A 21,062-nucleotide genomic window follows, 5' to 3' on the forward strand; every position below is an offset into this window, starting at 1 on the left:
TCCCGCACGAGGAGGACCCGGTGGCGTTCTCCTCCGAGCTCGTCAACTGGCTGCAGGATCCCGAGCCCGACCGATGAAGCGCGCCGGGGCTGCGGCCCGGCCGGCTGAAAGACCCCGAACCCGATCGGTGACCGAGCCGATGCGCCCGGTATGCGGTTCTGAACGCCTGTACTACGAACAGCCAAATGCCTGGCGCATAGGCCAATTGGGCGCTCCTGGGGCGGTTATCGACCTTGGGCCAGGGGCACACGTCGGGGTATGGGCTGGACGCACGACTACAGTGACGCAGCACGCACTCGCCGCTCGGGCAATGGCCTGAGCTCCCACCAGCGGGGCACCCCGCAACTGGCGGGCACGGAACTCAGGGTGGGCATCCCGCGCATTCTGCGCCGGCGTGCGCGCTGGGTCTCGATGCGCCTGCGTCACCCGCGCGGCTGATCGCTCAAACGGCCCTCACAGGGCGCAGCTGTCGCTGCCCACCTGCTGGTTGGCCGTACGCCCCTTGGTGATGTCCTCGCGGATCTCGTCCACGGTCAGCGCGTATCCCGTCTCGGCGTCGTCGAGGGACTTCGCGAAGACCACGCCGTAGACCTTGCCTTCGGGCGTGAGCAGCGGGCCGCCGGAGTTGCCCTGGCGGACGATCGCGTACAGCGAGTAGACATCACGGCGGACCGTGCCCCGGTGGTAGATGTCCGGTCCGTTGGCCGTTATGCGCCCGCGTACGCGCGCGGAGCGCACGTCGTACGCGCCGTTCTCCGGGAAGCCCGCGACGATCGCGCTGTCGCCGCTGGCCGCGTCCTCGGAGGTGAACTCGAGGGCGGGCGCGTCCAGGTCGGGTACGTCGAGTACGGCGATGTCGCGCTCCCAGTCGTACAGGACGACCGTCGCGTCGTACCGCCTGCCCTCGCCGCCTATCTGGACGGTGGGCTCGTCGACGCCCCCGACGACATGCGCGTTGGTCATGACCCGGCGCTCGTCGAAGACGAAGCCGGTGCCCTCCAGGACCTTGCCGCAGCTCTGGGCGGTGCCCATCACCTTGACGATGGAGCGCTGGGCGCGGGCTGCGACGGCACTGTTCGCGAGGGCGGGGTCCGGGGGCTGGACGTCGGTGATCGGCTCGTTCGAGAACGGGCTGAAGACCTGTGGGAAGCCGTTCTGCGCAAGGACCGAGGAGAAGTCCGCGAACCAGGTGTCGGCCTGTGCGGGCAGGGCCCGGGACACCCCGAGCAGCACCTTGGAGTTGCGCACCTCCTTGCCGAGGGTCGGCAGCGTGGTACCGGCCAGCGCCGAGCCGATCAGCCACGCCACCAGCAGCATGGCGACGACGTTGACCAAGGCGCCGCCGGTCGCGTCCAGGGCGCGGGCCGGAGACCAGGTGATGTACCGGCGCAGCTTGTTGCCGAGGTGAGTGGTCAGGGCCTGGCCGACCGAGGCACAGACGATCACGACGACGACGGCGACCACGGCGGCGGTCGTGTTCACCTCGGAGTTGTCGGTGAGCGCGTCCCAGATGACGGGCAGTGTGTAGACGGCGACGAGACCGCCGCCCAGGAAGCCGATCACCGACAGGATGCCGACGACGAAGCCCTGGCGGTAGCCCACGATCGCAAACCACACGGCGGCGACCAGCAACAGGATGTCCAGCACGTTCACCGCTTCAAGCCTCGCCTCATCACTTCGCGGTCACTCCAGGTCGGCCGGGGGCCCGGCAACAGCACGAGGGCCACCCTGTCATGACCGCCAGTCCAGCGGGACCTGCTTGTCGGGGTCCCACAGCTTCTCCCAGCCCGCGAAGTGCAGCAGACGGTCGATGATTCCGGCTGTGAAGCCCCACACCAGGGCCGATTCGACCAGAAATGCCGGGCCCCGGTGACCGCTGGGGTGAACGGCGGTCGCACGGTGGGCGGGGTCCGTGAGATCCGCCACGGGAACCGTGAAGACCCGCGCCGTCTCGTTCGGGTCCACGACGCCGACCGGGCTCGGCTCGCGCCACCAGCCGAGTACCGGCGTGACGACGAATCCGCTGACCGGGATGTAGAGCTTGGGCAGCACACCGAACAGCTGCACACCGGACGGGTCGAGGCCGGTCTCCTCCTCGGCCTCGCGGAGAGCGGCCCACAGCGGCCCGTCCGCCGTGGGGTCGCCGTCCTCGGGGTCGAGAGCACCGCCGGGGAAGGAGGGCTGACCGGCATGCGAGCGCAGTGAGCTCGCCCGCTCCATCAGCAGCAGCTCGGGGCCGCGCTCGCCCTCGCCGAACAGGATGAGTACGGCGGACTGGCGGCCGGCGCCGTCCGTCGGCGGCAGGAAGCGGCTCAGCTGCAACGGCTCGACCGTCTCCACAGCGTGCACCACCGGGTCCAGCCAGGCGGGCAGACCCTCCTTGCTGAGCGTCACCGAACCGCCCTGAGTATGACTCGCACGTGTCATCGCCACCCCCGTCGTCCGTTTACGTCCAACGCCGGACGGCACCGAGATCGTTCCGGCCGCTCCGAGGTCTGTGCAGTGTGCGCCGCTTCTCCCGTCATCCGGCCCCCAGCGACGGGGCCGGCTTGCCGCCCGCGTCCAGATAGGCCTGCGGGGGCTTCAGCCGCTGGCCGGGATAGCCGCCCTTCTCGTACTTGAGCAGCTTCTTCGCCTTCTCCGGGTCCGTCTCGCCCTCGCCGTACGCCGGGCAGAGCGGGGCGATGGGGCAGGCGCCGCAGGCGGGCTTGCGGGAGTGGCAGATACGGCGGCCGTGGAAGATCACATGGTGCGAGAGCATCGTCCACTCGCTCTTGGGGAAGAGCGCGCCGACGGCGGCCTCGATCTTGTCCGGGTCGGTCTCCTCGGTCCACTGCCAGCGTCGCACCAGCCGCTGGAAGTGCGTGTCCACGGTGATGCCGGGACGGCCGAAGGCGTTGCCGAGCACCACGAACGCGGTCTTGCGGCCGACGCCGGGCAGCTTCACGAGGTCCTCGAGCCGTCCGGGAACCTCGCCGCCGAACTCCTCCACCAACGCCTTCGACAGCCCCATCACCGACTTGGTCTTGGCCCGGAAGAATCCGCACGGCCGCAGGATCTCCTCGACCTCCTCCGGGTTGGCGGCGGCCAGGTCCTCGGGGCCCGGGTACCTGGCGAACAGGGCCGGGGTCGTCTGGTTGACGCGCAGGTCCGTGGTCTGGGCGGACAGGACTGTGGCGACCAGGAGCTGGAAGGGGTTCTCGAAATCGAGCTCCGGATGCGCGTACGGGTAGACCTCGGCGAGCTCGCGGTTGATGCGGCGGGCGCGGCGGACCAGGGCCGTACGGGACTCGTTGCTGGGCGGCTTCGGGGCGACGGTCTTCGCGGGCGGGGCCTTCTTGACGGCGGCGGAGGCCTTCTTGGGGGCGACGACGGCCTTCTTCCGCCCGAGGGTCGCCTTCCGGGCCATGGCGGTGGCCGTCCCGGCGGCCGCGGACTTCTTCGCGGGCGCCTTCTTAGCCGTTGCCTTCTTCGCGGCGGCCTTCTTCGCCGGCGCCTTCTTCGCGGTCGCCTTCTTCTCGGTCGCGCTTTTTACCGACGCCCCTTTTGTCGCTTTTGCCGCTTTCTTTCCGCCATCGGGCTCCTGTTCGCCCACGGCAGAATCCCGACGTACAACCACCCGTGCAGCCCCCTAGGCCTGTGCTCTCACCGGCTATTTGGACACTCGGCCAGCCTAAGGCCCTGCACCGACATCCGCCCTGGACCCCGAAGATCGGCGCCCAATTGGACCCCTGCCGCTTACCTGGGGACAGCCGTGCGGCATCCTTGTGACAGATCACACTGTTTGGTCCGTCCGGCAAAATGGGCACCAGGGTCCCCTGGTACACACGGGGGAGCAAGATTCCCCTGAGCAGGTCGACAAGGAGAGAACTCGTGGACGACGTTCTGCGGCGCAATCCGCTCTTCGCGGCGCTCGACGACGAGCAGGCCGCGGAGCTGCGCGCCTCCATGAGTGAGGTGACCCTCGCAAGGGGTGACTCCCTGTTCCACGAGGGCGACCCGGGCGACCGGCTCTACGTGGTCACCGAGGGCAAGGTCAAGCTTCACCGCACATCCCCCGACGGCCGCGAGAACATGCTGGCCGTCGTCGGACCGAGCGAGCTCATCGGCGAACTGTCGCTCTTCGACCCGGGCCCGCGTACCGCGACCGCCACCGCGCTCACCGAGGTCAAGCTGCTCGGCCTCGGCCACGGCGACCTCCAGCCCTGGCTGAACGCCCGCCCCGAGGTCGCCTCCGCGCTGCTGCGTGCCGTCGCCCGTCGGCTGCGCAAGACCAACGACGCAATGTCCGACCTCGTTTTCTCGGACGTCCCGGGCCGTGTGGCCCGCGCCCTGCTGGACCTCTCCCGCCGGTTCGGCGTCCAGTCCGAGGAGGGCATCCACGTCGTCCACGACCTGACGCAGGAGGAGCTGGCCCAGCTGGTCGGCGCGTCCCGCGAGACGGTCAACAAGGCGCTGGCGGACTTCGCCCAGCGCGGGTGGCTCCGCCTGGAGGCGCGTGCGGTGATTCTGCTGGACGTGGAGAGGCTGGCGAAGCGCTCGCGCTGAGCGTCGGCAGGCCACGTTGTGGTCGTCGTCCTGGGGGCTGCCGCCCCCAGATCCCCGCTTCAGTCTGAACGGCCTCGTCCTCAAACTCCCCCAGAGGGGGCACCCCAGAAGGGCTGAATGAGCTGACCGGCGCCCGAAAATGAACTGCCCCGAAGCTCACGTCACGGCACAGTGGGCCAATGTCCAAGCCCCATCTCCCCAAAGGCCTCGACCCCCAGGGCTACCTCACCCGCGAGGGCTCCCTCGAGCGCGTCCAGTCCCCCTTCCGTCCCGTCGTCGCCGCCGCCCGGGACGGGCTGCCGGACGTCTTCGGGACACGGCTGCACAGCGCGTACCTCTACGGGTCGATTCCGCGCGGCACCGCGCGCGTGGGGCGCAGCGACCTGGATCTGCTGGTCGCCCTGTGGGAGGAGCCCGGTGACGCGGACCGCGCCGCCGCCCGTGCCCTGGGCGAGGCCCTCGACAGGGAGTTCCCCGAGATCGACGGGGCGGGGACGCTGCTGTACAGCCGTACGCGGCTGCTGAGCGAGCTGGAGAGGCACGACCTGGGCTGGTTCGTCGCCTGTCTGTGCACGCCGCTGCTCGGGGAGGATCTCGCCGAGCACCTGCCACGGTACCGGCCCGACAGCCTCCTCGCCCGCGAGACCAACGGTGATCTCGCCCTCCTCCTGCCCCGCTGGCGCGAGCGGATCGCCGCCGCCGACACGGACGAGGCCCGTCGGCCGCTCGTGCGCTTCATGTCCCGGCATCTCGTCCGCACCGGCTTCACGCTCGTCATGCCCCACTGGGGTGGCTGGACCAGCGATCTGACGGAGATGGCCGAGATCTTCGGCGCGTACCACCCCACGCACGCGGAACAGATGAACACCGCGGCCGTCGCCGGGTACGAGCCAACCGGAGACCCTGCCCTTCTCAGGTCGTACGTCGACGACCTCGGGCCGTGGCTCGCCGGGGAGTACGCGCGCGTGCACGGCATCAAGGCGCCCCGCCCCGACTGAGCCGTCGGCCCACCGAGCTAGATGAGCCCGTGCTCCTCGAGGTAGTCCAGCTGCGCCCGTACCGACAGCTCAGCGGCCGGCCACAGGGAGCGGTCCACGTCCGCGTACACGTGGGCGACGATCTCGGCCGGCGTCCGGTAGCCGTCCTCGACGGCCGTCTCCACCTGGGCGAGCCGGTGGGCACGATGGGCGAGGTAGTACTCCACGGCGCCCTGGGCGTCGTCCAGGACGGGTCCGTGGCCCGGGAGCACCGTGTGGACGCCGTCGTCGACCGTGAGGGACCTCAGGCGCCGCAGGGAGTCCAGATAATCGCCCAGGCGGCCGTCGGGGTGCGCCACCACCGTCGTACCGCGCCCCAGGATCGTGTCGCCGGTCAGGACGGCCCGGTCGGCCGGGAGGTGGAAGGAGAGGGAGTCCGCGGTGTGGCCCGGCGTCGGTACGACCCTGAGCTCCAGGCCGCCGACCGTGATCACGTTCCCGGCGGCCAGGCCTTCGTCGCCCAGCCGCAGCGCCGGGTCGAGCGCCCGCACCTTGGTGCCGGTCAGCTCGGCGAAGCGGGCGGCGCCCGCCGCGTGGTCGGGGTGACCGTGGGTCAGGAGGGTCAGGGCGATGCGCCGGCCGGTCTGTTCGGCGGTGTCGATGACGGTGCGCAGGTGGCCCTCGTCCAGGGGGCCCGGGTCGATCACGACGGCCGCCGAGGAGTCGGGTTCCGCCAGGATCCAGGTGTTGGTGCCGTCCAGGGTCATCGCGGACGCGTTGGGCGCGAGGACGTTGACCGCCCGCAGGGTGGTGGGGCCGGAGAGGACCCCGCCGCGCGGCCGACCGAGAAGGGCGCTTGCGTCCGTCATGCGGGGGCTCCACCGGTCGGGATGTGCTTGGTGAACTCGTCGTGTCCCGGCCAGGCGAGCACGATCTCGCCGCCCTCCAGACGGGCCTGCGCCAGGACGGGCGTCAGGTCGCGGTCCGGGGCCGAGGCGAGCGCCTCGGCGGCCGTGCCGTACGCCGTCAGCTGCCGCAGGGTCGCGATCGTGGGCGGCATCATCAGCAGCTCGCCCTTGTCGTACGACGCGGCCGCCTCCGCGGGCCGGATCCACACCGTGCGGTCCGCCTCCGTGGAGGCGTTGCGGGTGCGCTGGCCCTCGGGGAGGGCGGCGACGAAGAACCAGGTGTCGTAGCGGCGGGCCTCGAACTCCGGGGTGATCCAGCGGGTCCACGCGCCGAGCAGGTCGGAGCGCAGGACCAGGCCGCGGCGGTCCAGGAACTCCGCGAAGGAGAGGTCGCGGGCGACGAGGGCGGCGCGGTCCTCCTCCCAGTCCGGGCCCGTGGTGTCGCCGACGACCGAGTCGGGGGCCGGTCCGGCCAAGAGGACGCCGGCCTCCTCGTACGTCTCCCGTACGGCCGCGCAGACGATCGCCTGGGCGGCCGTCTCGTCGACGCCCAGCCGTGTCGCCCACCACGCGCGCGTGGGACCCGCCCAGCCGACGTGGTGCTCGTCGTCGCGCGGGTCGACGCCGCCGCCCGGGTACGCGTACGCGCCCGCGGCGAAGGCCATGGACGCGCGTCGGCGCAGCATGTGGACGGCGGGGCCGGTGCCGGTGTCCTTCAGGAGCATGACCGTGGCCGCGCGCTTCGGGGTCACCGGCGTGAGCGTGCCCGCCGCAAGCGCGCGGATACGGTCCGGCCACTCCGCGGGGTACCACTGACCGTTCGCCATGGGCGCGAGGCTATCCCGTGGTGAGCGGATGTTCGAGAGGCAGTGATCGCCTGGGGCGCTACGGCTGGGTGAGCTCCACCTGGATCTCGACCTCCACGGGCGCGTCCAGCGGCAGTACCGCCACGCCGACCGCGCTGCGCGCGTGCACGCCCTTGTCGCCGAGGACCTCGCCGAGCAGCTCGCTCGCGCCGTTGAGGACGGCCGGCTGCCCCGTGAAGTCCGACGCCGAGGCCACGAAGCCGACGACCTTCACGACGCGCGCGATGCGGTCCAGGTCGCCTGCGACGGACTTGACGGCCGCGAGCGCGTTCAGGGCGCAGGTACGGGCGAGTTCCCTGGCCTCCTCGGGGGTGACCTCCGCGCCGACCTTGCCGGTGACCGGAAGCTTGCCGTCCACCATCGGCAGCTGGCCGGCAGTGTAGACGTACGGCCCGGTCTGCACGGCCGGCTGGTAGGCGGCCAGCGGCGGGACGACCGCCGGCAGCGCAAGGCCCAGCTCGGCGAGCTTCGCCTCGACCGCGCTCACGCCTGCTTCTCCCGCTTCAGGTAGGCCACGAGCTGCTCGGGGTTCGGTCCGGGCACCACCTGGACGAGCTCCCAGCCGTCCTCGCCCCAGGTGTCCAGAATCTGCTTCGTTGCGTGGACGAGCAGCGGCACGGTTGCGTATTCCCACTTGGTCATGGGCCGACTGTATCCGCTGTGGTCGGCGGGGTACGCGGGCGCCGGGGCCGCCGTTGTCCACAGGCCCCGGATTGGTTCCGGCGTGGACTGGTTACGCTCGAAGACGTGAGCAGGCTCCAGGTCGTCAGCGGCAAGGGCGGGACCGGCAAGACGACGGTCGCCGCAGCCCTCGCGCTGGCTCTGGCCACGGAAGGGAAGCGGACGCTTCTCGTCGAGGTCGAGGGTCGGCAGGGCATCGCACAGCTCTTCGAAACGGAGGCGCTGCCCTATGAGGAACGGAAGATCGCCGTAGCTCCGGGCGGCGGGGAGGTGTACGCCCTCGCCATCGATCCCGAACTGGCCCTTCTGGACTATCTCCAGATGTTCTACAAGATGGGCAGTGCCGGACGGGCCCTGAAGAAGCTCGGCGCCATCGACTTCGCCACCACCATCGCACCCGGTCTGCGCGACGTACTCCTGACCGGCAAGGCGTGCGAGGCGGTCCGGCGCAAGGACAGGTCGGGGCGGTTCGTGTACGACTACGTCGTGATGGACGCGCCGCCCACCGGGCGTATCGCCCGCTTCCTCAACGTCAACGACGAGGTCGCCGGGCTCGCCAAGGTCGGGCCGATACACAATCAGGCGCAGGCCGTGATGCGGGTGCTGAAATCACCGGAGACGGCGGTTCATCTGGTGACGCTCCTGGAGGAGATGCCCGTCCAGGAGACAGCGGACGGGATCGCCGAGTTGCGGGCCGCGCGGTTGCCGGTCGGGCGGGTCATCGTGAACATGGTGCGGCCCGGGGTGCTCGACGCGGCCGACCTGGAGTGCGTACGGACCGTTCCGCGGACCGACATCGCGCGGTCGCTGTCGGCCGCCGGGCTCGGCGGGGCGCGCCGGGGGCAGAACGCCGAGAAGCTCGTGGACCCGCTGCTGGCGCAGGCCGAGGAGTATGCCGAGCGGTACCTGCTGGAGCACGAACAGCGCGCCGCCCTGGGCGAGCTGGGCCTGCCGCTGCACGAACTGCCGCTGCTCGCCGAGGGCATGGACCTGGCGGGCCTGTACGAACTGGCCAACGAACTGCGGAAGCAGGGGATCGCATGAGTCCGGACCCGGCCCACGCCGCGGAAGGCGCCCGCCATCTCTCCCCCGCGCGCGTGCTCGACGTCGATCCGCTCCTCGACGACCCACAGACCCGCATCGTGGTGTGCTGCGGCTCGGGCGGGGTCGGCAAGACCACCACGGCGGCGGCGCTGGGCCTCAGGGCCGCCGAGCGCGGCCGGAAGGTCGTCGTCCTCACCATCGACCCGGCGCGCCGGCTGGCGCAGTCCATGGGCATCGACTCCCTCGACAACACCCCGCGCCGGGTGAAGGGCATCGACGGCGAGGGCGAACTGCACGCCATGATGCTCGACATGAAGCGCACCTTCGACGAGATCGTCGAGGCGCACGCGGATCCCGACCGGGCGTCCGCGATCCTGTCGAACCCCTTCTACCAGTCGCTCTCGGCGGGCTTCGCGGGCACGCAGGAGTACATGGCGATGGAGAAGCTGGGCCAGCTGCGGGCCCGGCACGAGTGGGACCTGATCGTCGTCGACACGCCGCCGTCCCGTTCGGCGCTGGACTTCCTGGACGCGCCCAAGCGGCTCGGTTCCTTCCTCGACGGCAAGCTGATCCGCGTCCTGCTGGCCCCGGCGAAGGTCGGCGGCAGGGCAGGGATGAAGTTCCTGAACGTCGGCATGTCGATGATGACCGGCGCCCTGGGGAAGCTGCTCGGCGGTCAGCTGCTGAAGGACGTACAGACGTTCGTGGCGGCGATGGACTCCATGTTCGGCGGCTTCCGTACGCGCGCGGACGCGACGTACAAGCTGCTCCAGGCGCCCGGCACGGCGTTCCTCGTGGTGGCGGCCCCGGAGCGGGACGCGCTGCGGGAGGCCGCGTACTTCGTGGAGCGGCTGGCCGCCGAGGACATGCCGCTGGCCGGTCTGGTGCTCAACCGGGTCCACGGCAGCGGCGCCTTCCGGCTGTCGGCCGAACGGGCGCTCGCCGCCGCGGAAAATCTTGAGGAGCCCCGCATTGTGGATCAGGGGGGAGGGAAAGCTGGTCTTCGTAACTCTCCCGACACGTACGACAGTTCAGAATCTCCCGCTTCCGACCCACCGGCTGCTCCGGACGAAGGTTCCCCCACCGTCACGGACGACGGCTCCCCCGCCGACCCGGACTCGGAGCGATCCGTCGACCAGCTCACCGCGGGCCTGCTGAGGCTGCACGCGGAGCGTATGCAGCTGCTCGCCCGCGAGCAGCGCACGCGTGACCGCTTCACGGCGCTCCACCCCGAGGTGGCGGTGGCCGAAGTGGCCGCGCTGCCCGGCGATGTGCATGACCTCGCGGGACTGCGGGACATCGGTGACCGGCTCGCGGCCAACCGGCCGGAGCTGCCTGACGGCGAGGTCCGCGTGGTCTGACAGCAGCGCATGAGTGCCTGACGGCGACACATGAGGAGGTACAGCCCCGCCCCATGAGGGGACCAGTCCCCGACCGTCGGAGAGACCGCCGGAGGGAAACCCCGGAGGGGACGCCCTCAGCTCACCGCCGCGTAGTTCTCGTACACCTCGTCGTCGTCGAGGGGCACGAGGCCGGCCCCGCGCTCGTACTCCGTACGCGCGGTCTCGAGGAGCCGGCGCCATGAAGTGACAGTGGGCCGCCTGCGCAGCAGTGCGCGGCGTTCCCGTTCCGTCATGCCTCCCCACACGCCGAACTCGACGCGGTTGTCGAGCGCATCGGCCAGACATTCGGTGCGTACCGGGCATCCGGTGCACACCGCCTTGGCCCTGTTCTGCGCTGCTCCCTGAACGAACAGTTCATCCGGATCGGTAGTGCGGCAGGCCGCCTGCGCACTCCAGTCGGTTACCCAGCCCATACCGGCGCCGTCCTCTCCCGAATCGAGGCTCCCCCACGGCGGCAGCGGCATATTCACCGCCGCCAGTTGAGGACGTTACGGAAGGTGGGCACAGCGCAACACCCCCTTCGGGCCCAATCTTGAATGGCCCGAACGGACTATGGGTAAGCGGCAGATCACCCGGGGGAGTGAGCCCGCGACATGCGCGACAATCCCGACAATCCGGGACGGTTCAGCTGAGTCACAACGGACGCCAGGTGACACACAAGGCGGATTCGGACACGTGCCCAACACACCCCGGCAAAAAAGACCGAGAGGATCCGGAACGATTCGGGGTCGCCGGACGTATTGATACGTGGCCCTACTGCTGTGACAGTTGAGAGCAGCTTAGGCCAAGGCATATACGCGTGTCCGGCGAATGAGAACGTAGGCTGCCCTCATGCCAAAGAAGCGCTCGGGCGGTGGTCTGTCGCCAACGCAGCAGGCCGCCAAGTTCCTCGGTGTCAGTGTGCTCGCGGGAGCCGTCATGGCCGGCATCGCGCTGCCCGCCGTCGGCGCGCTGGGCCTTGCGGCAAAGGGCTCGGTGGAGAGCTTCGACGAGCTCCCGGCGAACATGAAGACCCCGCCGCTCAGCCAGCGCACCACGATCCTCGATGCCAAGGGCGACCGCATCGCCACGGTGTACTCGCGCGACCGCACGGTGGTCGATCTCAAGGACGTCTCGCCGTACATGCAGAAGGCGATCGTCGCCATCGAGGACGCGCGCTTCTACCAGCACGGCGCGGTCGACCTGAAGGGCGTCCTGCGTGCCCTCAACCGCAACGCGCAGAGCGGTGGCGTGGCCGAGGGCGCGTCCACACTCACCCAGCAGTATGTGAAGAACGTCTTCGTGGAAGAGGCCGGCGACGACCCGACGAAGGTCGCGCAGGCCACCCAGCAGACCCTCGGCCGCAAGATCCGCGAACTGAAGTACGCGATCCAGGTCGAGGAGGAGCTGGGCAAGAAGAAGATCCTCGAGAACTACCTGAACATCACCTTCTTCGGCCAGCAGGCCTACGGCGTCGAGGCCGCCTCCCAGCGCTACTTCTCCAAGTCGGCCAAGGACCTCGACCTCCAGGAGTCGGCGCTGCTCGCCGGCATCGTCCAGTCGCCCAGCCGGTACGACCCGGTGAACGACGAGGCGGAGGCCACCAAGCGGCGCAACGTCGTGCTGCAGCGGATGGCCGACGTCGGCAACATCTCCCAGGCGGAGGCCGACGAGGCCAAGGAGCAGCCGCTGGGCCTGAAGGTCAGCCGGCCGCAGAACGGCTGCATCACCGCGGTCAAGGGCGCCAGTTTCTTCTGCAAGTACGTCGAGAAGGTCTTCAAGAACGACCCGGTCTTCGGCAAGACCAAGGAGGAGCGGGCGAAGATCTGGAACCAGGGCGGACTGACGATCCGTACGACCCTCGACCCGCAGGCGCAGGAGTCGGTCCAGGACTCGCTCAAGGACCACGTCAACCAGGACGACCAGGTCGCCGCGGCCGCCACCCTCGTCGAACCCGGCACCGGCAGGATCCTCGGCATGGGCCAGTCGAAGCCGTTCGGCTACGGCAAGAACGAGACCGAGTACAACTACTCGGTCGACGCCTCCATGGGCGGCTCGAACTACGGCTTCCCGACCGGTTCGACCTTCAAGCCGTTCGTCGCGGCGGCCGCGCTGGAGGAGGGGCGGCCGGTGACGCAGGAGTACGCGGCGCCGTACGACATGGATTACCCGAGCCCCGTCCAGACGTGTTCCGGCAAGCCGTGGGTGAACGGGGGCCCGCAGAAGGCGACCGTGGAGAACGAGGACGAGTCGGAGGTCGGCCCGTACCGCCTGAGGGAGGCGATGGAGAAGTCGGTCAACACCTACTTCGTCCAGATGATCTCCGACATCGGTCTCTGCCCGGTCGTGAAGATGACCGACAACCTGCATGTCGTGCAGGGCAACGGCGAGAAGCTCCCCGAGGTCCCCGCCATCTCCCTCGGCTCCAAGGGCATCTCCCCGCTGACGATGGCGTCCGCGTACGCCGCCTTCGCCTCGCGCGGTATGTACTGCACGCCGATCGCCATCGAGTCGATCACCCAGAAGATCGGCCAGCAGCAGAAGTCGCTGGAGGTGCCGAAGTCGACCTGCTCGCGGGCCATGTCCGAGGAGACGGCCGACACCGTCAACACCCTGCTGCAGGGTGTGGTCGACTCCGGTACCGGCCAGGAGGCCGGCCTCACCGACCGGGACAGCGCCGGTAAGACGGGTACGACGGACGAGCGCAAGAACGCCTGGTTCGTCGGCTACACACCGAACCTGGCCGGCGCGGTCTGGGTCGGCAGCGCCACCCAGCAGGTGAAGATGGAGGGCATCTCCATCGGCGGCGTCTGGCACGACAAGGTCTACGGCGGCCAGGTGCCGGGCCCCATCTGGCGGGACGCCATGTCCGGCGCCCTCGTCGGCAAGGAAGCCGGGTCCTTCAACCTCGTCGACATCCCCGAGGGCGACGACGAGGACGAGGACCGCGGTGACCGCAACGACGAGGACAACGACAACGGCAACGGCGACAACGGCATCGGCGGCCTGACCGGCGGCGAGGACGGCGGCACCTTCCCGACGCCCTCCTTCTCCATCCCCGAGGGCTGGATCCAGGGCGGCGACAACGGCGGCAACAACGGCAACAACAACGGGGGGAACTGGCCGTGACGGGCCGGCCGAGGCGGTAGTACGGCAATGGGGGCGCCCTTCCTGAGGAGGGGCGCCCCCATCGGCGTACAGCCCGTTTACGACTTCAGCCCGCGAGGAGCTTCTTCACCGCGGCGGCGACGCGACCGCCCTCCGCCTGCCCGGCGACCTTCGGGTTCACGATCTTCATGACCGCGCCCATGGCCCGCGGCCCCTCTGCGCCGGACGCCTTCGCCTCCTCGACCGCCTGGGCGACGATCCGGTTCAGCTCCTCGTCGGACAGCTGCTTGGGCAGGTACGCGGCGAGCACCTCGCCCTCCGCCTTCTCCCGCTCCGCCTGCTCGGGGCGACCGCCCTGCGCAAAGGCGTCGGCGGCCTCGCGCCGCTTCTTCGCCTCGCGGGTGATCACCTTCGTGACCTCCTCGTCGGAGAGCTCGCGCTTCTCCTTGCCCGCGACCTCCTCCTTGGTGATCGCGGCGAGCGTCAGCCGGAGCGTCGAGGAGCGGAGCTCGTCGCGCTCCTTGATCGCGGCGTTGAGGTCTTCCTGCAGCTTCGACTTGAGCGTGGTCATGGGGTCGATTGTCGCAGGTGTGGGCGGCCGGACGCCTGTTGATTTAAGGGACGGCCGGGCGCGGCGCCCGGGCCGGTCTGACACGATGGAGCCATGCGCGCGCGATACGGAGTACCCCTCGGCATCACGGCGGTCGCGGCCGCCGGTCTCCTCTACTCGGCTGGGTTCGAGGCCCGTTCCTTCCGCCTCCGCCGGGTCACCGTCCCGGTACTGCCCGAGGGCATGCGCCCGCTGCGTGTGCTGCACGTCTCCGACATCCACATGGTCAGCGGGCAGCGCAAGAAGCAGCGCTGGCTGCGCTCGCTGGCCGGGCTGCGCCCGGACTTCGTGATCAACACGGGCGACAACCTCTCGGACCCGGAAGGCGTACCGGAGGTCCTGGACACGCTGGGCCCGCTGATGCAGTTCCCTGGCGCGTACGTCTTCGGCTCCAACGACTACTACGGCCCCAAGCTTCGCAACCCCGCCCGCTATCTGATCGAGAAGGCGCAGGGCCGCCACGGCCTGAACGGCAACGCGCCCGCCGTCGGCGTGGTCCACAACCCGTGGGAGGAACTGCGGGACGGTTTCGACGCGGCAGGCTGGCTGAATCTGACGAACACGCGGGGCACACTGAAGGCCGACGGCGTCTCGGTGGAGCTGACGGGCGTGGACGACCCGCACATCAAGCGGGACCGTTACGCACAGGTCGCCGGCGGCCCCTCCGGGTCGGCCGACTTCTCCATCGGCGTGGTCCACGCCCCGTACCTGCGCAGCCTGGACGCCTTCACGGCCGACGGCTACCCCCTGATCCTGGCCGGCCACACCCACGGCGGCCAGCTCTGCCTCCCCTTCTACGGCGCCTTCGTCACCAACTGCGACCTGGACACCGACCGCGTGAAGGGCCTGTCGACGCACACGGTGGAGGACCGCACCGCCTTCCTGCACGTCTCGGCAGGCTGCGGCACCAACCGATACACCCCGGTCCGCTTCGCCTGCCCACCGGAGGCGACGTTGCTGACGCTGGTGGGGCGGGTGTAGGTCAGGCGTAGTGCGGCGGGCGGGTGCCCCACGTAGGCGCAGGGCGGGTGCCCCACACAGGCGCAGGGCGGAGTAATCCCCACCGGCACCAGGCCGATTAACCCACACAGGCCACCCACAGTGCCCCATTTGCCCGATCTGCTTAGCGTGAGGGCATGACCGCCCCGATACCCAGGGACATCCCGGGCCTCCCCGCGATCCCGGGCACGCCCGCGCTGCTGCCCTCCCCCGTCCCCGCCACGGCGGTGGTGGCGCCCGCACCCCGCCCCCTGACGGCAGTCTTCCGCCTGCTGACCGCGCTGGCGGCAACCACCGGCGTGACGATCCACCTGCTCCTCGGCAGCCCACCCCGGGTCCTGAGCCACTTCACGATCCAGAGCAGCATCCTGCTGGCGCTGGTCTTCACCCTCTCCGCCCGCCGCTCCTGGACCGCCCGCCGCCCGTTACCGGCCACCCTGACCGGCGCAACCCTCCTCTACGTCACGATCGCGGCGCTGGTGCACCACCTGCTCCTGGCGAACGAGGCGAGCCCCTTCGCGATGCCGGCCTCGATCACCGGTGACGCCACCCCGACGCCCCTGCAGACCATCGCCGACCACATCCTCCACACAGCGGTCCCGATCGCGGCCCTGCTGGACTGGCTGTTCCTGACCACCCCCGGCCGCCTGCACCTCCGCCAGGCGAGCGGGTGGCTCCTCTGCCCCCTGGCCTACCTGGCCTTCTCCTTCGCCCGAGGCGAGTTCCTGCTCCCCGGCACCCCCGGCCGCTACCTCTACTCCTTCCTCGACGTCGACCGCCACGGCTACAAGGGCGTCCTCGGCAACGCCCTCCTCCTCGGCCTCTCCATCTACGCCCTGGCCGTCCTCCTCATCGCCCTCGACCACGCCCGCCCGAACCCCGTCCGTCACCGCGCGAAAACCGGATTTCGTCTCCAGCCACCGGTGGGCTAAAGTAAACGTCGTCGCCGCGAGAAGCGGCGACGATCGGGGTGTAGCGCAGCTTGGCAGCGCGCTTCGTTCGGGACGAAGAGGTCGTGGGTTCAAATCCCGCCACCCCGACAGAGAAATACCAGGTCAGGGGCCTGATCCGCATCGCGGGTCGGGCCCCTGAGTGGTTCCGGAGGCCAGTTTGGGAGCCTTTTGGGAGCCGACTTCGGATCCGGCTCCCAGGGCGGCTCCCCGGCTGGTGGCTGATGCGCCCTCGGCTCGTGGCGCGTATGCCAAGGTGGGGCAGCGGGGGAACATGAGCAGTCGGTGACGACGCCACCGTCATCTACCAGGTCACCGACGAGCTGTTCTTCGCCTCCTCCAACGACCTCGTCGGACAGTTCAACTACGCAGACGACCCCGGCAAGGTCGTTTCGAACGCGCAGCCGAGGACCGCGGAGACACCACTGCCCGCAGCCCTCCTCCCTTCCCCGCGCCAGGGGTCCACCGCGCCCCCTGGTCGGTCGACGCGGAGGCATTGGGTTTGCTGCCACCTGTTGCAACCTGTACTCGGGTACGGGTTTACCGTCGGAGACGTCCCCGCCCGCGCGGTGCGAGGACTCGATGACGTGAGTGGTCACGATGACGACCTGGGTACCGCAGTCCTGCACACTGCCCACGACCGAACAGCCGCTGCGCGTCGCGGAGTTCGATGCGTTGTTCGCGGAGCGGCTGACCGAGGTGTACCGGCCCGGTCGACTGAGGCTGGACCTGGTGCTTGAGGGCGGGTCGGGGGTTGAGGAGACGGTCCGTGACCTGGTGGCGCGCGAGAGCGATTGCTGTTCGTTCTTCAGCTTCACCACCTCCGCCGATACCGGCGGCATCCGGCTGGGCGTCGAGGTCGACAGCGCACACGAGGCCACACTGGACGCCGTCCAGGCTCGGGCAGCCCAGGCCGCGGGCACGGAGCAGCCATGAATGGCACGGGACTGCGCAGCGGTGAGGTCGCCGGGGCGGCCGGGGTGAATGTCCAGACGCTTCGCCACTACGAGCGGCGGGGCCTGCTGACCGAGCCGGACCGCAGCCCTGGAGGCCATCGCCTCTACGGTCAGGAGGCGGTGACCATGCTCCGGATGATCAAGGCCGCTCAGCGCCTGGGCTTCACCTTGGATGAGGTCGCCGAGCTGCTGGAAGCCGGCCGTCACCGGCACGGTCGGCCCATTGCGGGACTTCAGCAGCGCGCCGCGGCCAAGCTCGCCGAAGTCGACGCGAAGATCGCCGACCTGGCCACCATCCGTGCAGCCCTGGTCACCGCTATGGAGGCCGGATGCGACGATCTGACCGTGTGCGCGGCCAGCCCAGGCTGTCCCTTGCCGTTCGTCGACCTCGCGGAGGGGAACCGCCATGCCGACCCCTGCTGCTGATCCGGCCCGCTCCCGAGAAGCTGCTGCTCGTGGTGCTCGGCCTCAGTCTGAGGCTGCCCGCAGACTGACGCTGCGCGTGCGGGCGCTGACCTATCGCCTGGAGCGCATCCGCCAACTGACGGGGGCCGACCCCGCCGATCCGATGCACCGTTACACGCTCCAGACGGCCGTCATCAGAGCGCGGCTGTTGCATTGGCCCGCTCAGGAGATCTGAGACGCACCAGACCCGCCTCACCCATGTGCGGGTGAGGCGAGCCGTCCGGTGCGGAGCAACGTCAGCCGCTGATCTCGACCTTTCCGTTGAGCTGTGCCGACTGGTCCCCCGTCCCGGCATTGCGCTGAGTGATGCCCTTGAGCAGCTCGGCGAGGTCGATTCCGGTGGTGGAGCCGAGCAGTTCCAGGCCCTGGGCGACGTTGTCGGCCACCGCGCGCGGGATGCGGCCTGCGCCGTCGGTGGAGATCACGGTCATCTTCTCCACCGCGCTGAGCGGCTCAGACGCCTTGGCCACGACCTGCGGCAGCACCTCGACGAGCATCTGCAGCACGGCCGCGTCGCCGTACTGCCCGAACGCGTCGGCCTTCTTCCGCATCGCCTCGGCCTCGGCCGCGCCCTTGGCGCCGATCGCCGCCGCCTCAGCCTCACCCTCCAGCCGTACGGCCTCCGCGATCGCCGCACGCCGGGCCCGCTCCGCCTCACCCTGCTTCAGGCCCTCGACGGCCTCCGCCTCGGCCAGCGCGCTACGGCGCTGCTTCTCACCCTCACCGGTCAGCCGGGCCCGCTCCGCCTCCGCCTGCGCGGCCGCGATGCCCGCCGACTTCTCCGCCTCGGCCTGCTTGACCCGCGCCACCCGCTTGGCCTCGGCCTCCTGCTCGGCGGCATACCGCTGGGCGTCGGCGGGCTTGCGAACCTGGGTGTCGAGCTGACGGTCGGTCAGCGCGGCCTGCCGCTCGGCGACCTTCTCCTGCTCGGTGAGGATCTCCTGCTGCCGCGCCGCTTCGGCCAACGGACCGGCCGCCGCCGCGCGGGCCGCGGCCTCGTCGGTCTCGGCCTTGATCTCGGCCTGCTTGAGGTAGAAGGTCCGCTGCGCGACGGCGATTTCCTCCTCGGCCTTCAGCCGCGCCTGCTCGGCGGCCCGCCGGGCGACGGCCTCGGCGATGTCGGCCTCCTGCTTGGCCCGGGCGGCCTCCGGCCGGCCGAGGTCCTCCAGATAGGAGCCCTCGGTGGTGATGTCCTGGATCTGGAAGGCGTCCAGCACCAGGCCCTGCCCGGACAGGCTCGCCTCGGCCTCCTCGGCGACCTGGCCCGCGAAGGCCGCGCGGTCGCGGATGATGTCCTCCACCGACATCCGTCCCACGATGGCGCGCAGCGCGCCGGAGAGGACTTCCTGCGTGAAGCCGACGATGCCGTCCTGCTGCATCAGAAACCGCTGGGCGGCGGCGCGGATGGAGTCCTCGGTGCCGCCGACCTTGACGATCGCGACACCGTCCAGGTTGGCCTTCACTCCGCGCAGGGTGACCGCGCCGCGCACCGCGACCGGGATGTGCCGCGAGGACAGGTCGAGGGTGAACCTCTGCTGCACGAAGGGCACGACGAAGACACCGCCGCCGACCACGACCTTCTGCCCGCTGTTGTCAGTGAAGACTCGGCCGGTCGCCGGATCGGTGGCCTTCTTGCCACGCCGCCCGGTGACGATGAACGCCTCGCTCGGACCCGCCACTTTGTAGCGGGTGATCACGACGAGTGCCAGCAGTATGAGGAGTACGACGACTCCCACGACGGCAACGACAACAGGACTCATGGCAGTGCCCCCGAATCACGTACGAGAAAGAAGGAGAAAGGAGTTCAGCGGTCCACCGGGCGGACCACGACCGATGTGGCGGACGGCGCCGCCTCCACCCACACCTCGGCGCCCTGGGCCACCGGCCCCGCGCTGCGGGCGGCGAACTTCACCGGCTGACCGGCGAGTTGGAGCAGCACCTCGCCGTAACCGTCCGCCGAGATGGCCGTGACCACGTTGCCGGACGTACCCACCAGGTCGTCCCCGGTCGGGGTGCGAGCCGTCTGATCGCGCATCAGGACGCGGCTGAAGCGGTACGTCAGCCAAGCCGTGCCCATTCCGCACAACACCCCGGCGCCGGTAGCGGGCCCGAGGCCGACGTCCGTAGCGCCCAGAGCGATGGCCCCGCCGAAGCCGGTCATCGCCGCAAACCCAGCGACGACCGGCAGCGACAGCCACCCGTCGAGCACGCCGTCCAGTACCCCGTCGAAGACCAGCGACAGGGCGAGCAGCACGACCCCCGTGATGCCGAGTCCGAGAAACCAGGCCATGCGTGCCGTCCCCCTCTCACCCGTCGCCGATCTCCGGCTTGGTGAGATCCTCACACGGGACGGCGGATCGTTTCATTGCCGCGTTCCGGCAATCTTGTACGCGTCCTTGATGCCGCGCTCAGGACAGTCTTGGTCATCTGGGAGCCGGAAGGATCACCTCGGGTGCACCCTGCTCGTCCACCACCAGCAGCACGGGCAGCCGGTGCTCGGCCATCAGCCGCGCAGCGTCGAGGGCGACACTGTCCAGACCGACCGTCTCGTACTCCACCGCCAAGTCACGCGCCCGCGCACTCGGCTCCCGTCTCGCCCACGATGTACCGACGGTCGGCCCGGCCCGTACCGCTGGAGCGCGACGCCGCCGGCACGCCCGGGCGTACCGCCGAACCACAGGAGCCGCTCCTCCTGCGGCCGCACCATCCGCTTCAGAAGTGTGCCCCGGTGTCGATCAGCCGTCGCGCGCACCATCGCCCGGCTCTGCCGCGCCAGTGGCAACTCCCGCGGTGATGCGGCGGTAGGCGGCGCGAGCGTGGGTCAGGCGGGCCAGCGCCGTACCGATGAGGGTTGCGGCGAGCAGGCAGGTGAGCCAGAACGTGTCGCGGTACCCGGCCCAGGTGAGGGTGCCGGCGGGCGGGATGGCGAAGCCGTTGAGGAACAGCCAGCACAGTAGGGCCGTGCCGGGGGCCGCGGTGAATCGAGCGCACAGTCCCAGCAGCGCGGCCAGCAGGGAAAGCCCGGCCAGGGCGAGCGAGGGCCGGTCCGGGCCCACAAGAGCGTTGAGGAGTGCCACCAGCAGCAGCGCGCCGCCGAAGGCCGCGGCCCACACCAGGGGTGTCGGCACGGGGCGGGGGACGGGCCGAGCCCCGGTGCTGAGTGACACCCACTCGATCATGCTTCGTTTCCTTTCGGTGCTTCCCGTCCCAGCAGAGGCACACGCCAGACGTCCCTGCGGCTTCGGTGCCGCGGCAACCGGACACAGCTCGTCCCCCAGTCGGCTCGAGACAGAGCTGGCGAAGGCCGAATTCCGGGCGCTCGCTAGGGTCAATGCCGTTGCGTTACGGGTCTGGTGGTCTTGGCGTGTGGATCACGACGGCGTCGGTGGCTGTCCGGGTCGGCTGGGGCCAGTGCCGGTGCTCGGCTCTCTTGAGGTGGTAGTAGTTGGACATCTTGCGTTTGACGACGCGGGGTTGGCTGCGCAGTCGGCGTGGTGGCAGGAGGTGTGTCAGCAGGTCGTCGCGGAGGTGGGTCAGCGCGGCGACCAGGTGCTCAGGGGGAAAAGAT

At 70.1% G+C, this 21,062-nt stretch carries 23 protein-coding genes, 1 tRNA gene and 2 pseudogenes; 12 read left to right on the top strand and 14 right to left on the bottom strand.

From position 1 onward, the window contains the following. The first annotated feature begins 258 nt into the window (after nucleotides 1–258). Nucleotides 259–438, top strand: coding sequence for a hypothetical protein (locus ACTWQJ_RS21550; RefSeq protein ID WP_224734534.1), 180 nt, complete (start codon nucleotides 259–261; stop codon nucleotides 436–438). Between the two features lie 15 nt (nucleotides 439–453). Here the strand turns inward: ACTWQJ_RS21550 and ACTWQJ_RS21555 are convergent, their stop codons facing one another. The 3 genes from ACTWQJ_RS21555 to nth all read right to left on the bottom strand — a co-directional run bounded on the left by ACTWQJ_RS21555 (nucleotide 454) and on the right by nth (nucleotide 3,595). Continuing rightward, a complete protein-coding gene (locus tag ACTWQJ_RS21555) occupies nucleotides 454–1,653 on the bottom strand; it encodes a MarP family serine protease (RefSeq protein ID WP_224734533.1) in 1,200 nt (399 codons plus the stop codon). Between the two features lie 78 nt (nucleotides 1,654–1,731). Further along, nucleotides 1,732–2,427 (bottom strand): NUDIX hydrolase, encoded by a 696-nt coding sequence (locus ACTWQJ_RS21560; RefSeq protein ID WP_443308250.1) that lies wholly within the window; start codon nucleotides 2,425–2,427, stop codon nucleotides 1,732–1,734. Between the two features lie 94 nt (nucleotides 2,428–2,521). Next, nucleotides 2,522–3,595 (bottom strand): endonuclease III, encoded by a 1,074-nt coding sequence (gene nth / locus ACTWQJ_RS21565; protein ID WP_443308251.1) that lies wholly within the window; start codon nucleotides 3,593–3,595, stop codon nucleotides 2,522–2,524. A gap of 278 nt (nucleotides 3,596–3,873) precedes the next feature. Here nth and ACTWQJ_RS21570 point away from each other — a divergent pair, with 278 nt between their 5' ends. Next, nucleotides 3,874–4,548 (top strand): Crp/Fnr family transcriptional regulator, encoded by a 675-nt coding sequence (locus ACTWQJ_RS21570; RefSeq protein WP_133928442.1) that lies wholly within the window; start codon nucleotides 3,874–3,876, stop codon nucleotides 4,546–4,548. 179 nt (nucleotides 4,549–4,727) lie between these two features. After that, nucleotides 4,728–5,546, top strand: a complete 819-nt coding sequence (locus tag ACTWQJ_RS21575) for a nucleotidyltransferase domain-containing protein (protein WP_443308252.1) — start codon at nucleotides 4,728–4,730, stop codon at nucleotides 5,544–5,546. A gap of 17 nt (nucleotides 5,547–5,563) precedes the next feature. On the opposite strand, the gene ACTWQJ_RS21580 is transcribed toward ACTWQJ_RS21575, so the two are convergent. The 4 genes from ACTWQJ_RS21580 to ACTWQJ_RS21595 are packed head-to-tail and all read right to left on the bottom strand — an operon-like array spanning nucleotide 5,564 to nucleotide 7,941. Continuing rightward, nucleotides 5,564–6,394, bottom strand: a complete 831-nt coding sequence (locus ACTWQJ_RS21580) for an MBL fold metallo-hydrolase (protein ID WP_443308253.1) — start codon at nucleotides 6,392–6,394, stop codon at nucleotides 5,564–5,566. Beyond that, nucleotides 6,391–7,260: an NUDIX hydrolase gene (locus ACTWQJ_RS21585; protein WP_443308254.1), complete on the bottom strand. Its 870-nt coding sequence runs from the start codon at nucleotides 7,258–7,260 to the stop codon at nucleotides 6,391–6,393. The genes ACTWQJ_RS21580 and ACTWQJ_RS21585 overlap by 4 nt, the downstream gene beginning before the upstream one ends. A gap of 58 nt (nucleotides 7,261–7,318) precedes the next feature. Beyond that, complete coding sequence (locus tag ACTWQJ_RS21590) at nucleotides 7,319–7,786, bottom strand: RidA family protein (protein WP_129799563.1); 468 nt, start codon at nucleotides 7,784–7,786, stop codon at nucleotides 7,319–7,321. Then, the gene (locus tag ACTWQJ_RS21595; RefSeq protein ID WP_009189813.1) at nucleotides 7,783–7,941 is read right to left on the bottom strand and encodes a DUF4177 domain-containing protein; all 159 of its coding nucleotides are present in this window, start codon (nucleotides 7,939–7,941) and stop codon (nucleotides 7,783–7,785) included. Before ACTWQJ_RS21595 ends, ACTWQJ_RS21590 begins: the two co-directional genes overlap by 4 nt. 105 nt (nucleotides 7,942–8,046) lie before the next feature. On the opposite strand from ACTWQJ_RS21595, the gene ACTWQJ_RS21600 reads away from it, so the two are divergent. Together ACTWQJ_RS21600 and ACTWQJ_RS21605 are read left to right on the top strand one after the other, a co-directional pair. Next, nucleotides 8,047–9,024, top strand: coding sequence for an ArsA-related P-loop ATPase (locus ACTWQJ_RS21600; protein WP_443308255.1), 978 nt, complete (start codon nucleotides 8,047–8,049; stop codon nucleotides 9,022–9,024). Continuing rightward, nucleotides 9,021–10,385 carry an ArsA family ATPase gene (locus ACTWQJ_RS21605; RefSeq protein ID WP_443308256.1) on the top strand — a complete coding sequence of 455 codons (1,365 nt, stop codon included), beginning with the start codon at nucleotides 9,021–9,023 and terminating at the stop codon, nucleotides 10,383–10,385. Before ACTWQJ_RS21600 ends, ACTWQJ_RS21605 begins: the two co-directional genes overlap by 4 nt. Nucleotides 10,386–10,501: 116 nt before the next feature. Here the strand turns inward: ACTWQJ_RS21605 and wblA are convergent, their stop codons facing one another. Further along, entirely contained in the window at nucleotides 10,502–10,840 is a 339-nt protein-coding gene (gene wblA / locus ACTWQJ_RS21610) for a transcriptional regulator WblA (protein WP_167529677.1), read from the bottom strand. A 418-nt stretch (nucleotides 10,841–11,258) separates the two neighbouring features. Here wblA and ACTWQJ_RS21615 point away from each other — a divergent pair, with 418 nt between their 5' ends. Further along, complete coding sequence (locus ACTWQJ_RS21615; RefSeq protein ID WP_443308257.1) at nucleotides 11,259–13,535, top strand: transglycosylase domain-containing protein; 2,277 nt, start codon at nucleotides 11,259–11,261, stop codon at nucleotides 13,533–13,535. Between the two features lie 85 nt (nucleotides 13,536–13,620). Here ACTWQJ_RS21615 and ACTWQJ_RS21620 read toward each other — a convergent pair whose 3' ends face one another. Continuing rightward, nucleotides 13,621–14,085: a GatB/YqeY domain-containing protein gene (locus ACTWQJ_RS21620; RefSeq protein WP_443308258.1), complete on the bottom strand. Its 465-nt coding sequence runs from the start codon at nucleotides 14,083–14,085 to the stop codon at nucleotides 13,621–13,623. A gap of 93 nt (nucleotides 14,086–14,178) precedes the next feature. Here ACTWQJ_RS21620 and ACTWQJ_RS21625 point away from each other — a divergent pair, with 93 nt between their 5' ends. From ACTWQJ_RS21625 to ACTWQJ_RS21650, 6 genes and pseudogenes are all read left to right on the top strand, one after another. Further along, nucleotides 14,179–15,105 (top strand): metallophosphoesterase, encoded by a 927-nt coding sequence (locus ACTWQJ_RS21625; protein WP_443308259.1) that lies wholly within the window; start codon nucleotides 14,179–14,181, stop codon nucleotides 15,103–15,105. 155 nt (nucleotides 15,106–15,260) lie between these two features. Further along, nucleotides 15,261–16,055 (top strand): Pr6Pr family membrane protein, encoded by a 795-nt coding sequence (locus ACTWQJ_RS21630; protein WP_443308260.1) that lies wholly within the window; start codon nucleotides 15,261–15,263, stop codon nucleotides 16,053–16,055. Between the two features lie 34 nt (nucleotides 16,056–16,089). Then, nucleotides 16,090–16,163, top strand: a tRNA-Pro gene (locus ACTWQJ_RS21635). Between the two features lie 510 nt (nucleotides 16,164–16,673). Next, the gene (locus ACTWQJ_RS21640; RefSeq protein ID WP_443308261.1) at nucleotides 16,674–17,009 is read left to right on the top strand and encodes a hypothetical protein; all 336 of its coding nucleotides are present in this window, start codon (nucleotides 16,674–16,676) and stop codon (nucleotides 17,007–17,009) included. Continuing rightward, nucleotides 17,006–17,455, top strand: coding sequence for a MerR family transcriptional regulator (locus ACTWQJ_RS21645; protein ID WP_443308262.1), 450 nt, complete (start codon nucleotides 17,006–17,008; stop codon nucleotides 17,453–17,455). Before ACTWQJ_RS21640 ends, ACTWQJ_RS21645 begins: the two co-directional genes overlap by 4 nt. 46 nt (nucleotides 17,456–17,501) lie before the next feature. Then, a pseudogene (locus ACTWQJ_RS21650) lies at nucleotides 17,502–17,669 on the top strand (helix-turn-helix domain-containing protein); the annotation flags it as partial. A gap of 61 nt (nucleotides 17,670–17,730) precedes the next feature. Here ACTWQJ_RS21650 and ACTWQJ_RS21655 read toward each other — a convergent pair. From ACTWQJ_RS21655 to ACTWQJ_RS21675, 5 genes and pseudogenes are all read right to left on the bottom strand, one after another. Beyond that, entirely contained in the window at nucleotides 17,731–19,254 is a 1,524-nt protein-coding gene (locus ACTWQJ_RS21655; RefSeq protein WP_443308263.1) for an SPFH domain-containing protein, read from the bottom strand. A 44-nt stretch (nucleotides 19,255–19,298) separates the two neighbouring features. Continuing rightward, entirely contained in the window at nucleotides 19,299–19,784 is a 486-nt protein-coding gene (locus ACTWQJ_RS21660) for a hypothetical protein (RefSeq protein WP_443308264.1), read from the bottom strand. A gap of 142 nt (nucleotides 19,785–19,926) precedes the next feature. Then, nucleotides 19,927–20,058 (bottom strand): annotated as a pseudogene (locus ACTWQJ_RS21665) (CBS domain-containing protein); the annotation flags it as partial. Nucleotides 20,059–20,229: 171 nt separating this feature from the next. Further along, the gene (locus ACTWQJ_RS21670) at nucleotides 20,230–20,673 is read right to left on the bottom strand and encodes a hypothetical protein (protein ID WP_443308265.1); all 444 of its coding nucleotides are present in this window, start codon (nucleotides 20,671–20,673) and stop codon (nucleotides 20,230–20,232) included. Nucleotides 20,674–20,836: 163 nt separating this feature from the next. Further along, a partial coding sequence (locus ACTWQJ_RS21675; RefSeq protein WP_443308266.1) for a hypothetical protein occupies nucleotides 20,837–21,062 on the bottom strand: 226 nt, incomplete at its 5' end.

The sequence above is a fragment of the Streptomyces sp. KR55 genome (genome assembly GCF_052245645.1).
Lineage (GTDB): Bacteria > Actinomycetota > Actinomycetes > Streptomycetales > Streptomycetaceae > Streptomyces > Streptomyces flavusporus.